Origin of the sequence: Micromonospora sp. NBC_00617 (genome assembly GCF_045161355.1) — a bacterium.
Lineage (GTDB): Bacteria > Actinomycetota > Actinomycetes > Mycobacteriales > Micromonosporaceae > Micromonospora.
Genome location: NZ_CP107751.1, coordinates 5376743 through 5390432 on the forward strand (window position 1 = coordinate 5376743; position 13690 = coordinate 5390432).

General features: G+C 72.1%; 14 protein-coding genes. 8 read left to right on the top strand and 6 right to left on the bottom strand.

The features are described from left to right. Positions 1–141: 141 nt before the first annotated feature. Complete coding sequence (locus OG505_RS24700) at positions 142–1047, bottom strand: RNA polymerase sigma-70 factor (protein ID WP_405428012.1); 906 nt, start codon at positions 1045–1047, stop codon at positions 142–144. A 176-nt stretch (positions 1048–1223) separates the two neighbouring features. Here OG505_RS24700 and OG505_RS24705 point away from each other — a divergent pair, with 176 nt between their 5' ends. After that, positions 1224–1709: a carboxymuconolactone decarboxylase family protein gene (locus tag OG505_RS24705; RefSeq protein ID WP_405428014.1), complete on the top strand. Its 486-nt coding sequence runs from the start codon at positions 1224–1226 to the stop codon at positions 1707–1709. A 110-nt stretch (positions 1710–1819) separates the two neighbouring features. Here OG505_RS24705 and OG505_RS24710 read toward each other — a convergent pair whose 3' ends face one another. Continuing rightward, positions 1820–2572: a TIGR03089 family protein gene (locus OG505_RS24710; RefSeq protein ID WP_405428016.1), complete on the bottom strand. Its 753-nt coding sequence runs from the start codon at positions 2570–2572 to the stop codon at positions 1820–1822. A gap of 142 nt (positions 2573–2714) precedes the next feature. On the opposite strand from OG505_RS24710, the gene OG505_RS24715 reads away from it, so the two are divergent. Beyond that, a complete protein-coding gene (locus OG505_RS24715; protein WP_405428018.1) occupies positions 2715–3758 on the top strand; it encodes a hypothetical protein in 1044 nt (347 codons plus the stop codon). Between the two features lie 172 nt (positions 3759–3930). Here OG505_RS24715 and OG505_RS24720 read toward each other — a convergent pair whose 3' ends face one another. The 3 genes from OG505_RS24720 to ligD (OG505_RS24730) form a co-directional block, all read right to left on the bottom strand. Beyond that, complete coding sequence (locus OG505_RS24720) at positions 3931–4218, bottom strand: hypothetical protein (RefSeq protein WP_405428019.1); 288 nt, start codon at positions 4216–4218, stop codon at positions 3931–3933. A gap of 254 nt (positions 4219–4472) precedes the next feature. Continuing rightward, positions 4473–5390, bottom strand: coding sequence for a non-homologous end-joining DNA ligase (ligD, locus tag OG505_RS24725; protein WP_405428021.1), 918 nt, complete (start codon positions 5388–5390; stop codon positions 4473–4475). Beyond that, positions 5380–6321: a non-homologous end-joining DNA ligase gene (gene ligD / locus OG505_RS24730; protein WP_405428023.1), complete on the bottom strand. Its 942-nt coding sequence runs from the start codon at positions 6319–6321 to the stop codon at positions 5380–5382. The genes ligD (OG505_RS24725) and ligD (OG505_RS24730) overlap by 11 nt, the downstream gene beginning before the upstream one ends. An 85-nt stretch (positions 6322–6406) precedes the next feature. Between ligD (OG505_RS24730) and OG505_RS24735 the strand changes: the two genes are divergently transcribed. From OG505_RS24735 to OG505_RS24760, 6 genes are all read left to right on the top strand, one after another. Next, a complete protein-coding gene (locus tag OG505_RS24735) occupies positions 6407–7429 on the top strand; it encodes a Ku protein (RefSeq protein ID WP_405428025.1) in 1023 nt (340 codons plus the stop codon). Between the two features lie 75 nt (positions 7430–7504). Then, positions 7505–8143, top strand: coding sequence for a DUF4241 domain-containing protein (locus OG505_RS24740; RefSeq protein ID WP_405428027.1), 639 nt, complete (start codon positions 7505–7507; stop codon positions 8141–8143). A gap of 100 nt (positions 8144–8243) precedes the next feature. Further along, entirely contained in the window at positions 8244–8960 is a 717-nt protein-coding gene (locus tag OG505_RS24745) for an FKBP-type peptidyl-prolyl cis-trans isomerase (RefSeq protein ID WP_405428029.1), read from the top strand. A gap of 123 nt (positions 8961–9083) precedes the next feature. Beyond that, positions 9084–9974: an SCO6745 family protein gene (locus tag OG505_RS24750; RefSeq protein WP_405428030.1), complete on the top strand. Its 891-nt coding sequence runs from the start codon at positions 9084–9086 to the stop codon at positions 9972–9974. Between the two features lie 32 nt (positions 9975–10006). Beyond that, the gene (locus OG505_RS24755; protein ID WP_405428032.1) at positions 10007–10663 is read left to right on the top strand and encodes an HAD family hydrolase; all 657 of its coding nucleotides are present in this window, start codon (positions 10007–10009) and stop codon (positions 10661–10663) included. A 149-nt stretch (positions 10664–10812) separates the two neighbouring features. After that, a complete protein-coding gene (locus tag OG505_RS24760) occupies positions 10813–11823 on the top strand; it encodes an NADPH:quinone reductase (protein WP_405428034.1) in 1011 nt (336 codons plus the stop codon). A gap of 188 nt (positions 11824–12011) precedes the next feature. Here OG505_RS24760 and OG505_RS24765 read toward each other — a convergent pair whose 3' ends face one another. Beyond that, the gene (locus OG505_RS24765; protein ID WP_405428035.1) at positions 12012–13661 is read right to left on the bottom strand and encodes a fatty acid--CoA ligase; all 1650 of its coding nucleotides are present in this window, start codon (positions 13659–13661) and stop codon (positions 12012–12014) included. Between the last annotated feature and the right edge of the window lie 29 nt (positions 13662–13690).

The following is a 13690-nucleotide window of genomic DNA, read 5'->3' on the forward strand; positions in this document are numbered from 1 at the left end:
CGGCGCGGGGTCGTCATGACCTGCTCGACGACGTCGTCTCCGGGTATGAGACCACGTCGACGGCAGCAGCAAAAGACCTGCGTACGGCCCTGATGTGGGGTGTAACGGCAGGGGCACGACGGGCGCTGTTATCGCCTGGCGTCAGCGGCTCAGGGCATTCTCCCGCCGCATGTGGGACAGCTTCTCGGGATTGCGGACGGCGTAGATCCCGGTGATGAGGCCGCCGTCGATGCGCACGGCCACGACGGTGTCCAGTTCGCCGTCGACGTGGACGATCAGCGCCGGGTAGCCGTTGACCTGCGCCGGCCGCCACGACGTGCTGGCCGGGACCTTGCCCCAGAAAGATGCCAGGGCGCGGGCCACCTTGTCGGCACCGAGGATCGGCCGCGGGACGGCCTGCTTGATCCCGCCGCCGTCGCCGAGAAACACCACGTCCGGCGCGAGGATGTCGAGCAGGCCCTGCAGATCGCCCATGTCGACCGCTCGCTGGAACGCGTCGAGCGCGCACCGGGCCTCCGCCGCGGAGACGACCTGGCGGGGCCTGCGGGCCGAGACGTGCGCCCGGGCCCGGTGCGCGATCTGGCGGACGGCAGCGGGGCTCTTGTCGACGGCTTCGGCGATCTCGTCGTACTCGAGGTCGAACACCTCGCGCAGCACGAACACCGCCCGTTCGGTAGGCGCGAGCGTCTCCAGCACCAGCAGCATGGCCATCGAGACGCTGTCGGCCAGCGCGACGTCCTCGGCCACGTCGGGCGCGGTGAGCAGCGGCTCGGGCAACCAGGATCCGACGTAGGACTCCTTGCGGCGACCGAGCGTGCGCAGCCGGGTGAGCGCCTGGCGGGTGGTGATGCGCACCAGGTAGGCGCGCTGGTCGTGGACCGCTCCCAGGTCGACGCCCGCCCACCGCAGCCAGGTGTCCTGGAGTACGTCCTCCGCGTCGGCGGCCGAGCCGAGCATCTCGTACGCGACGGTGAAGAGCAGGTTGCGGTGGGCGAGGAAAGCCTCGGTGGCCCGGTCCGGCCGGTCGTCGGGTGCGGTCTGCGGCATGCCCACCAGCGTGACTCCTGTTCGCTGTCGACTGCGTCACCCACCAGATGCCGGGGCCGGCCGTTCTGTGACACCTTCCGACCTGTGGCGGTCGTCACCCTGCCCGGCCGTCACAGGGCTGCGCTCGCCGGCATCTCATGGTCGTCCGATCCAACACCAGAGCTAAGGACGGAACGATGGACGCCAGGTTCAATATGTTCGAGAACGAGTTCGCCATGAAGTTCTTCAAGCGGTTCGCGAACGCCGGCATGGTGCTGCAGCAGTCGCCGCTGCCGAAGTCCACGCAGGAGCTGGTGTCGCTGCGGGCGAGCCAGATCAACGGCTGCGGATGGTGCATCGACACGCACGTCAAAGAGGCCGCTGCGGCCGGCGAGAGTGCGGTTCGGCTCAGCCTGGTCGCTGCCTGGCGCGAGTCCACGGTCTTCACGGAGGCCGAGCAGGCGGCGCTCGCGCTCGCCGAGGAGGGCACCCGGCTCGCCGACGCCTACCAGGGCGTGTCCGACGAGACCTGGGCTCAGGTGCGCAAGCACTACGACGATGACCAGGTCGCCGCGCTGGTCGCCCTGGTCGCTCTGATCAACGCGGCCAACCGGCTCGCCGTGATCGTGCACCAGCGGGGCGGTTCCTACGAGCCCGGTACGTTGGCCGCCGCGTTCGGCTGAATCGGCAACGGACCCGGCCCGGGATCAGTCGATATCCCGGGCCGGGGCACGCCGGAAGCGGCAACCTCAGCCGGCGCGTGCGCTGCTCGGCCTTGGGAACGGCACCTGGCTCAGAGGATCCGGGTCACCCGCTCGGCGGCGACGATCGCATCCCGTCGCGCCGGGTCGAGGTTGGCGCTGATGACAACCGACGCGCCCGCCGACAGCGGCGCGAGCAACCACTTCAACGGCTGCTCGTGCTCGGCGGCGTCGACCAGCAGCCGGTCACCGGCGCGCAGGTCCAGCATCCCGGCGACCTCCCGGGCGAGCGCTCCCCACCGACCGTAGGTCGTGCCGTCCGCGCTGGCCGGATCCGATGGGTGGATGGCGGTGTGGTCGGGCGTGACGTCCGAGTGGCGAAGCACCTCGGCGGACCAGTCCAACCAGCCCAGCGGCACGTCGGCCAACCGACCCGGCCCGGTGCCGACGAGGTAGCGGTGCGGGGCGTCCGGCACGTCCTCCAACCAGTCGTCCTGGCGCTCGGGGGTCACGAAGACCGCGTCGAACGGTCGGTCACCGCCGGGCTCCAGCACCGGCAGGCCCGCCGTGGCGCGCGGTCGGAACGACACCGCCACGCCGCACGCCCAAGCCCCCAACAACACCGCGGCGGTACGCCAGTGCGGCGGCAGCAGCACCGCTACGCGGCTGCCGGGGCCGAGCCCGCAGCCGTCCCGCAGCAGGCTGGCGCTGCGTGCCGCCCAGGCGCCGACCTGCTGCGCGGTCAGGTCGACGCGCTCGCCGGTCGCCTCGTCGCGGTAGCTGAGCAGCGGAATCTCGGTGGCGGTGGACGGGTCCGACAGGTCGGCCGTGGCGTGTGGCTGCATCTGCGTGCTCCCCGGGTGACGACGTCGGCACCACCCTACGCAACGACTTTGGTCGTACCCCTCGTCGGCCGATGGCCGTAGCGGCTGGCCGGGTGGCCCACGGACGCTACGGGCGACCCCGCAGCGCCATCGAGGAGTGCCCATGCCGACCGAGCCCGACCCCGCCGACCGTCCCCCGTTGCGCCGCCGGCTCGTGCCGGTGGTCGCGTTGTTGCTGCTCGCGCCCTGGGCGGCCGAGTGCTCGTGGGGTGGCTTCGCCCTCGACGACTTTCTCCCGGTGGTGATCTTCCTGGGCCCGATGTACGGCGGGGCGGCAATCCTGATCCGGGAGACCGCCCGGCACCTCGGCGCGGGATGGCCGACGATCGTGCTGCTCGCCGCCGCCTTCGGTGTGCTGCAGGCCGGCCTGGTGGACCAGTCCCTGTTCAATTCCGGCTACCTGAATGACACGCAGTACGCCGACACCCGGGCCGCCGCCGAGGCGTCGCTGGTGCCGGGGCTCGGCTTCAGCCTCCGGCAGGCGTTCGACTACGTGGGCAACCACATCCTGCTGACCATCTGCGCGCCGATCGTGTTCGTCGAGTCCTTCCTCGGTGCGAAGCGGCGACTTCGGCCGTGGCTCGGACGACAGGGGTTGGCGGTGGTCGCTGTGGTCTACCTGCTCGGCAGCCTGCTGATCTTCGCCTCTGAAGAGGGCCGGAAGAACTTCCTGGCCAGCCCGCTTCAACTGGCCTTCGCCACGGCGGTGGTCCTCACCCTGGTCGCGACGGCCCTGCTGCCCCGCTGGCGTCGCCCCCACCCGCGCCGCGTCCGCCGGGTGCCGCACCCGCTCTGGGTCGGTCTGCTGGTCGTCGTCGTCCACTTCGGCACCGACCTGACACCCGGCTGGGCGGGAGTGGTCATCGCGTTGGCGCTCGCCGCCACCGTCGGAGCCGTGATCGCGTACCTGTCGGGAGGCGCGCGCTGGGGACAGCGGCACGTGCTCGCCGCCGGCTCGGCGAGCGTGGTCAGCGCCGCCGCGTTCGCGTACCTGGTGCCGCCGTACTCCCCGGCGAGCCCGGCGGCGGCCCTGGCCGGCGACGTCGCGGTCACCGTCATCACCGTGGCCCTGGTCGGCGGCGCGTGGTGGCGATCCGGTGCGGGCCGGCGGCCGGCGACTACACTCGCGGCCACACCAGTCTCCTGAGCCTGGCCGACGCCCTGATCTCCGACCAAGTCGGGGCTGCTCACCCGCTGGCAACAGCAGGCAGCCCTCAGCCGGTACTCCACCACGACGCTGTTCTTCCTACCCGCCGAGGCGGCCTCGTCCGCCCGGCCGACCGTCAGCGCCGGCTCCGCCGCCCGCAGGTCGGCCACGGTCAACGCCGCGATCTCGACCGGTCGCTCCCCGGCGCGGACCTCCTCGTACGGCGTCGACGACACTCCCGCGTCGACCAGGAGCCGGTCGAAGTCCGGGTCGGGCCAGTACGGGGCCGGATCGGCTCACCATGCGGCATCGTCCGGTGGTTGAGCCACACCACCGCCTCGGGGTAGAGCCGCAGGCTCACATCGATCGCCGGCACGGTGACCAGCAGGGCTGAGCCGTCGTGCTCAACCCGCAGCGCGCGGAGCTCACTCAGCGCGTCGACGAGTTCACTCATCTGCATCGACGAACTCTAGCGACTGAACGCCGTCGCGGTGTCCGGTGGCGGCTCGGCGGTTCGTCCGCTGTTCACGTCGCCGGGAACGCCACCTTCAACGTGCGCTGCGGCGGGCCAGCCATGTCGATGTGCTGGTGTGCGGCATACCTCAGAGGTATGAATATGACTCTGAGGTATACCGCTCACTGGCGCATCCGCCCCGACGAAGGTGACCGACGGTCACCCTCGACCTCCGACTGCGCCCACAGCACCAGCCAGGGTCAGCCCTTGGCCGGCAGTTCCGGGCCGCCGTCGAGCAGGGCGGCCAACAGGTCGCCGTACTCCTCGACCCGCTCCAGGACCTCGGCGGCGGTGAACTGGCGGACGGCTGGCTTCCGGCCGCGCGCGCCGGCCTCGACCTCGTCCCAGGTCAGCGGCGTCGAGGCCGAGGGCGTCCGCTGGGCGCGCAGCGAGTACGGCGCCACGGTGGTCTTCGCCGCGTTGTTCTGACTCCAGTCGATGAAGACCTTGCCGGGGCGCAGGTTCTTCGCCATCTTCGACACGATCAGCTTCGGGTGCGCCTTCTCCAACTCCTGGGCGATCCGGCGCGCGTAGGCGGAGACGTCGTCGGCGGACTGGGTGCCGGCGATCGGGCAGCACAGCTGCATGCCCTTCTTGCCGGACGTCTTCGGGTACGAGTCGATGCCATCGTCGGCGAGCCGGTCGCGCATCAACACCGCCACCGGGCAGCACTCGGCGAGCCCGGCGGGCGGCCCCGGGTCCAGATCGACGACCATCATGTCCGGGGCCTCGCCCACCTTCCACTGCGGTGTGTGCAGCTCCAACGCGGCGAGGTTGGCCAGCCAGACCAGGGTGGGCAGGTCGTCGGCGACCACGTAGTCGATGGTCTCCCGACCCTTCGTCGACCCGGGCGCGGGCAGCGTCTCCACCCGTACCCAGTCCGGGGTCGCGGCCGGCTTGTTCTTCTCGAAGAAGGACTTGTCGTCCACCCCGTTGGGAAAGCGGATGCGGGTGACCGGCCGGTCGGACAGGTGTGGCAGCAGCACCGGGGAGATCCGGGTGTAGTAGTCGATCACCTCGCCCTTGGTGAAGCCGACCGCCGGATAGAGGACCTTGTCCAGGTTGGACAGCTCCAGCGGGCGGCCCTCGACGTCCACCCGCAGCTTCTCAGCCGGCATCGTCGACCTCCTCCGGCGGCTTGTCCGGACGCAACCGCAGCACCCGGGGGAAGCGCAGCCGGCCGTCGGGAGTGCGTTGGCCGTACTTCACCTCCACCACCACCCGGGGTTCTACCCAGATGGCGCCCCGGGCATCCTCGCGCGGCACGCCCGGCGCGAACGGTGACACGCCGGAGCGCAGCGGCTCCAGCTCGGCGAGGAGCTGCCGTTCGATGGCCGCCCCGATCCCGCCACCGACCCGACCCCGGTAGATCAACCGGCCGTCCGGGCCGGGCACCCCGACCAGCAGCCCACCGATGCGACGCGCACCCGGCCGCCAGCCGCCCACGACGAAGTCCCCGGTCACCTCCAGCTTGACCTTCACCCAGTCCGGGGAGCGCACCCCGGGCCGGTAGACGGCGCCGACCCGCTTGGCCATCACGCCCTCCAGTCCGTGTTCCCCGGCCGCCTCGTACGTCGCCGGGCCATCGGCGAACACCGGCGGCACCGCCCACCGCGCGCCACCGAGCCCGAGCGCGTCCAGGGCCTCCCGCCGACGCTCGTACGACCAGCCGGTCAGGTCGTCGCCGTCGCGGCGCAACAGGTCGAAGATCATGTACGTGACCGGCATGACCGCCGCCAGCCGGGCCGCCTTGTTGCGATCCCGGACGTGCATCCGCTCGGCCAGCGCCGTGAACGACGGTTGCCCGCCCTGGCCGAGCAGCACCACCTCGCCGTCGAGCAGCACGTCGTCGACCTGCTCTGCAAGGGTGGCCAGCTCGGGGTACGCGGCGGTGATCTCCACGCCGGAGCGGGCGTACAGGTGCTGGACGCCGCCGGAGATGTCGGCGAGCGCGCGGACCCCGTCCCACTTGAACTCGTACGCCCAGCCGTCACCCGCCGGGAGCGGCCCGGTCATCGCGAGCATCGGCTTGAGCGGCGCGCCGGGCACGACCCGACTGTAGTAGCAGGCCGAACACCTCGCGTGGAGTTCCCTCGGATGCGAGCATGGTCGATACCGGGGAAGGGAGCGCAGGATGCGTGCCATCTGGAAGGGAGCCGTGTCGTTCGGGCTCGTCTCGATCGGGGTGAAGCTCTACTCGGCGACCGAGGAGAAGGACATCCGGTTCCACCAGGTGCACCGCGAGGACGGCGGCCGGATCCGCTACAAGCGCACCTGCTCGGTCTGCGGCGAGGAGGTCACCTACGACGACATCGCCAAGGGCTACGACATCGGCGGCGGCGAGATGGTGATCCTCACCGACGAGGACTTCGCCGATCTGCCGCTGACCAGCTCGCGGGCTATCGACGTGCTGGAGTTCGTGCCCGCCGAGCAGGTCGACCCGATCCTCTACAACAAGGCGTACTTCCTCGAGCCGGAGGGCACCGCCACCAAGCCGTACGTGCTGCTGCGCGACGCCCTGATCGACTCGGAGCGGGTGGCCATCGTCAAGGTGGCGCTGCGCCAACGTGAACAGCTCGCCACGCTACGGGTCCGCGAGGGTGTGCTGCTGCTCAACACGATGCTCTGGCCGGACGAGATCCGTACGCCGGGCTTCGGTTTCCTCGACGAGGACCTGAAGGTGCGCCCACCGGAGCTGGCCATGGCCAGCTCCCTCATCGACTCGATGACCGGCGAGTTCGAGCCGGACGTCTTCACCGACGACTACCGGGCCGCGTTGCAGGAGGTCATCGACGCCAAGGTGGAGGGTCGGGAGGTCGTCCAGCCGGAGGAGGCCGAGGAGGCGCCGGCTGCGGCGGTGGACCTGATGGCCGCGCTGAAGGCATCGGTGGACCGGGCCCGGGCGGCACGCGGCGAACAGCCCGCGCGCGGTGGGGGCGGCGGCGAGCCGACGCCCATCTCGTCGGCCCGCTCGGCCCAGAAGGCGGCCGAGAAGAAGGCCGCCAAGGCGCCCGCGAAGAAGACCACGGCGAAGAAGACGGCGGAGAAGAAGACCGCCGCGAAGAAAGCCGAGCCGGCGAAGAAGACCGCCGCGAAGAAGACCGAGCCGGCGAAGAAGACCGCCGCGCGCAAGACCGCACCCCGCAAGAGCGCCTGACCGTACGGCGGCGACGAAGGGTGTCCGCCGGACCGGGTACGCTCCGCCGGCCGTTGGCCACCGGAGGAGCCCCCCATGCCGTACACCCCTGACCTGGACCGGTTGTTGACGCCCGGTGCCCGCTTCACCGACGAGTACGGCGCGTACCTGATCGAGGCCCACCCCGTGGATGACGTCGTGCTGCCCACCGGCCGGGTGGTCGGGTGCGACCCGCTGGTCTGCCCGGAGGCCGAGCCGTACACGGTGACCGTGGCGCCGGGGCGGTATCCGGCCCGCGCCTGGGTGGCCGTGGTGCTCCGCGAGGGCGCCGAGGTGGACCGCCGGGTGGCCGCGCTGCAACTGGTGGTCTCCGACGAGCCGGCGACCCGCTGGGAGCCGGCCGTCGCGGGCGACCAGGACGTCGCCGCGCTCGGCCCGGACGACTACTTCGGGTACGGGGTGGACGCGGGCGCCGGGACGCTCGCCGACCCGACGGCGCTCGCCGTCCTCGACGGCTGGGACCACGACCAGGTGGAGGAGGTGTTCATCCCCGACGAGCTGCCCGTGTCGCCGGTCCGGGGCCTGATCACCGCCGTCCTCGACGAGGCCACCGGCGCCAATGTCGTCACCGTGGCCACGGGTTGGGGGGACGGTTGCTACGGCACCTGGATCGGGCGCGCGGCCGACGGGGGCGTGACGTCGTTCGTGACCGACTTCATGGTGATCCCGAAATAACGTCCCGCGAGGGCGTCGCTGGGCGATCCTCGGCAGCCGGGGCGGGCACGGCAGGCCGCCGGGCGGGTACCGTGTGCGTCGGCTTTCCCCCCGGCACCGGGTGCCGGCCACACCTTCGCAGCAGGGAGTCGACGACGTGAGCGAGCGCACGCAGGAGAACCGGTCGGAGGGCCAGAGCCCGGCGACGAAGGCGGGTCGGCGGTTGGCCGCCCAGCTGGCCGCGCAGAAGGCCGCCGAGGCGAAGCGCCGCCGCCAGGCGTGGGCGGGCGGTCTCGCCGGCGTCGCCGTGATGGCGCTGCTGATCGGCGGTTTCGTGTGGATCGACCGGAACCGGAGCGACGACAAGCCCGCCAACCAGGCAGGCGCGACCCCGTCCGCCTCCGCCCCGGCCGCGGACGCCCCCACCGCGCCCCCGGCTCCGCAGCTGCCCGCGGGCGCCGACCCGGCGCTGGGCACCAAGCCGAAGGTGACGGCGGGCACGGGTGAGCTGAAGAAGCTCACCGTCACCCCGATGATCAAGGGCGCCGGCCCGGCGGTGAAGAAGGGCCAGACCATCACCACCAACTACGTGGGCGTCTTCTTCAAGGACGGCAAGGAGTTCGACTCGTCCTGGAACGCCGGTCAGCCGGCCAGCTTCCCCATCGGCGTGGGTCAGGTCATCCCCGGCTGGGATCAGGGTCTGGTGGGTGTGACCGTGGGCAGCCGGGTGCAGCTCGACATCCCGGGCGAGCTGGCGTACGGCAACGACGAGGCAGCCGCAGGCGGTCGTCCCACCGGCCCGCTGCGCTTCGTGGTGGACGTGCTCGCCGCCCAGTGACCCGTCCGCTTCGCCCCGGTTGTCGTCCGGGCGCGATGGGGTTGTTCACATGGGGCTTCCGGCCGGTTACCCACCGGCAGTAGGTTCGGCGTCACCCCGGGCGGCCCGCCGTCCGGGGTGACCATGCGGACCGGGGACGCGGAGGTGCACGTGACGGCGCTGGACGAGCCCGGGCGGACCGCCCGGCTGATGTGGACGCACTTCGAGCCGGTGCACGCGGTCACCTACTTCCACCCTCGGGCCCGCGCGGCGCACGAGGCGGTCGGGCTGCGCGGCTACTGGCGGGGCTACTTCGCCGGCCGGGCCGCGCCGCTGGGCGCCGCCGAGGCCGCCCCGGTCATCGCCGCGTTCTTCAACTTCGCACCCCCCATGGTGAGCCGAGCCCTGCCGGCGGTCTGGCGTCTGACCACTCCGCAGGAGGCGCTGCGCGCCCGGCTGACCGGTGCCGTGCAGGCCCTCGCGGAGCTGACCTACGAGCTGCCCGAGGCGCACCTGGCCGAGGCCGCCGACCTGCTGGAACGGGCCGCCTCGGCGGCGCAGACCGCCGGTCGGGTGCTCGGCGCGGCCAACGCGGCGCTGCCGGTCGGGGAATACCCCCTCGCCCGGCTCTGGCAGGCCGCCACCACGCTGCGGGAGCTGCGGGGTGACGGCCACAACGCCGCCCTGGTGGCCGCCGGCCTGGACCCGGTGGAGACGCTGGCCTGGCGGGTCGCGGTGGACATGTCGGCGGAGAACCTGCTCGGCCGGGGCTGGTCCGAGGAGCAGTGGCGGGCCGCCCGCGAGCGGCTGGCCCAGCGCGGCTGGCTGACCGGGGACGGCACGGCCACCGACGTCGGTCGCGCCGGGTTCCAGGCGATCGAGGACGCCACCGACCGGTCCGCCGCACATCCGTGGCTGGCCCTCGGCCCGGACGACACCGACCGGCTGCGTGAGCTGCTGGAGCCGATGGCCCGGTCCTGCCACACGGTGATCCCGCCGAACAGTCCGATCGGGCTGCCCGCGCTGCCCGGCTGACCGACGGTCCACCTCTCGGGCAGGATGGGCCCGTGGTGGATGCGGTGGTTTTCGACCTGGACGGCGTGATCGTGGATTCCGAACCGGTCTGGGAGGAGGTCCGGCGGGCGTACGTGGCGGCACACGGTGGGTCCTGGCAGCCGGACACCCAGCGCCGGCTGATGGGCATGAGCACCGGTGAGTGGGCCCACTACCTCAGCGGTGAGCTGGGCGTGCGCCGCAGCGCCGAGCAGGTCGCCGACGAGGTGGTGCGGGAGATGGCCCGGCGCTACACCGAGCACGTGCCGCTGATCGACGGCGCCGACGAGGTCGTACGCCGGCTGGCCGCGCGGTGGCCGCTGGGGTTGGCCAGCTCGTCACCGACCCGGCTGATCGCGGCGGCGCTGGACGCCACCGGCCTGGCCGGCGCGTTCGGCGCGACCCTCTCCACCGAGGAGACCGAGCGGGGCAAGCCGGCGCCGGACGTGTACCTGACCGTCGCGCGGCGCCTCGGCGTCGACCCGACCCGTTGCGCGGCCGTGGAGGACTCGTCCAACGGCGTGCGGTCGGCCGCGGCGGCGGGCATGCGGGTGGTGGCGGTGCCACACCTGTCGTACCCCCTCGACCCGGACGCCGCCGGGCTCGCGGTCGTGACGCTGGGGTCGATCGGTGAGTTGACGCCGGAGCTGGTGGCCGATCTGGTGGCGTGACGTGTCAGGCGTCACCGCCGTCCGGTCCCTGCCGCGCTATACGGTTTTTCCGGGGCCGGCGGGGTCGGCATGACGGGGACTGAGCGGGGTACCGCAGCCGGCGGTGCTCGACCCGGGTGCCAGTCGCCGGACGGGTGAGGAGACCACGAATGAAGGCCATCGTGTACGAGCGCACCGGCGACCCTTCCGTGCTGGAGCTGGTCGACCGGCCGGTGCCGGAGCCGGGGGCGGGCGAGGTGCTCGTCCGGCTGGCGGTGTCCGGGGTGAACCCGACGGACTGGAAGTCGCGGCGGGCCTTCCCGCCGGACGGGTGGCAGATCCCCGGGCAGGACGGCGCGGGCGTGGTCGAGGCGGTCGGCGAGGGGGTCGACCGTGAGCTGATCGGCCAGCGGGTCTGGATCTGGGAGGCGGCCTGGCAGCGGCCGTGGGGCACCGCCGCGGAGTACACGCTGGTGCCGGTGCGGCAGGCGGTTCCCCTGGGCGACGCCTCGTTCGAGCTGGGAGCCAGCCTGGGCATCCCGTTCCTCACCGCGCACCGCTGTCTGACGGCCGGCGAGTTCATGCCCGACGCGCTGCGCGCCGGTGCGCTGGCCGATCACACCGTGCTGGTGCAGGGTGGGGCAGGCGCGGTCGGCAACGCGGCGATCCAGCTCGCCCGCTGGGCCGATGCGACAGTGATCGCCACGGTGAGCAGCGCGGAGAAGGCACAGCTCGCGGCGGCGGCCGGCGCCTCCTATGTGATCAACTATCGCGAGCAGGACGTGGTCGAGGAGGTCGGCAAGATCGCTCCCCACGGCGTCCACACGATCGTGGAGGTCGCGCCGGCCACGAACGCGGCGGCCGACGTGCAGATGATCCGGCAGGGTGGCGCGGTCTGCGTGTACGCCGACAACGGCGGCACCGAGGTGACGCTCCCGATCCGCCCGCTGTACGTGGTGAACGCCCGCTGGCAGTTCGTGCTGGTCTACACGGAGCCGAAGGCGGCCAAGGCGCAGGGTGTGATCGACGTAGCGGCGGCGGCCAACCAGGGCGGCCTCCGGGTCGGGGCGGACGCCGGTCTGCCGCTGCACCACTATCCGCTGGCCGACACGGCCGCTGCGCACCAGGCGGTTGAGGACTCGGTGGTGGGCAAGGTGCTGATCACCACCAGCGACGCCTGAACGGGTCGCTGGACACCCGATTTCCCCGTCATCAGGACAGACGCGAACAATTTTCGCAACAATGACGGTGCGGGATAACCCCGCGTGGAGCGGGCGGCCCCGGCGCGGTGCGAACGCCGGGGCCGCCCCTGGGGAGGAATGTCAGGAGTACTCCCTCTGCCCAATAGGCGACAGTGCCCGGTAAAACGTTACGGTGCTGTCAGCTCCCGGACAGTCAGCCCACCGTCGGCGTACCGCGAACGGACGACCTTCTTGTCGAACTTGCCGACGCTGGTCTTCGGCACCGTGTCGATGAACGCCCACCGCTCGGGCAACTGCCACCGGGCGATCGAACCGGCCAGGAAGTCCCGCAGCTCCTCGGCGGTCACCGACGCGCCCTCGCGGACCACCACGGTCGCCAGTGGCCGCTCGTCCCACCGCTCGTCCGGCACGCCCACCACGCACGCCTCCAGCACGGCCGGGTGCGCCATCAGCGCGTTCTCCAACTCCACCGACGAGATCCACTCACCGCCGGACTTGATCACGTCCTTCGCCCGGTCGGTCAGCGTGATGTACCCGTCCGAGGAGAGCATGCCCACGTCGCCGGTACGCAGCCAACCGTCGCGGAACTTCTCCTCATCCGGGGCGTCGTCACCGACGTACCGCGCGGTCACCCACGGCCCGCGGACCTCCAACTCGCCCACGGCCGTGCCGTCGGCGGGCAGCGGCTCGCCCAGCGGCCCGACGATGCGCGCCTGCACCCCGGCCGGCACGCGACCCTGCGTGTAGCGGTAGCGCCAGGACTGCTCGCCGGTCGCCCCCGCCGGCGGGCGGGAGACCGACCCCAGCGGCGACATCTCGGTCATCCCCCAGGCGTGGATGACGTCGATCCCGTGCCGCTCGTCGAACGCGTGCATCAACGCCGGTGGGCAGGCCGAGCCACCGACGATCACCTCGGTGAGCGAGGACGTGTCCACGTCGTGGCTGTCCAGGTAGGCCAGCAGGTCGGTCCAGATGGTCGGCACCGCGCCGGCCAGGGTGGGCCGCTCGGCGGCGATCATCTCGGCGATCGGCGCGGCCTGGAGGAACCGGTCCGGCATGATCAGCGACGCGCCGGACAGGAACGCCGCGTACGGCAGACCCCAGGACATGGCGTGGAACATCGGCACGATGGCCAACTCCCGGTCGGTCGGCCCGAGACCGAAGCCCTCCGGCATGCAGACCTGCAACGAGTGCAGGTAGATGGACCGGTGCGAGTAGGCGACGCCCTTCGGGTTGCCGGTGGTGCCCGACGTGTAGCAGAGGGCCGCGGCGTCCCGCTCGTCCACCTCCGGCCAGTCGTACACCTCGGGCCGGTCGGCCAGCAGCGCGTCCCAGTGGTGCACGGTGATCCGGTCGCCGGCGGCGGCCACCAGCGACGCCGGGTCGCCACCGCCGACCACCACCACGTGCCGCACCGTGCTCAGCTCGCCGATCACCCTGGCCAGCAGCGGAATGAGGGTGGTGTCGACCAGCACCACCCGGTCCTGCGCGTGGTTGGCGATGTAGGCGACCTGGTCGGGAAAGAGCCGGAGGTTGAGGGTGTGCAGCACCGCGCCCATGCTCGGCACCGCGAAGTAGGCCACCAGGTGCTCGTTGTTGTTCCACATGAAGGTGGCGACCCGCTCGTCGCCGGTGACGCCGCACTCGTCGCGCAGCGCGTGGGCCAGCCGGGCGGCGGTGCGGCCCACCTCGGCGTACGTCATCCGGCGGGGCTCGGCGCCCGTCCAGGTGACCACCTCGGCGGTGCCGTGCACCCCTGCGCCGTGGTCGAGGATCCGGGAGACCTGCAGGGGGGCGTCCATCATCGTGCTACGCATGGGTAACAAGCTAGTGTCGGCGGTCACAC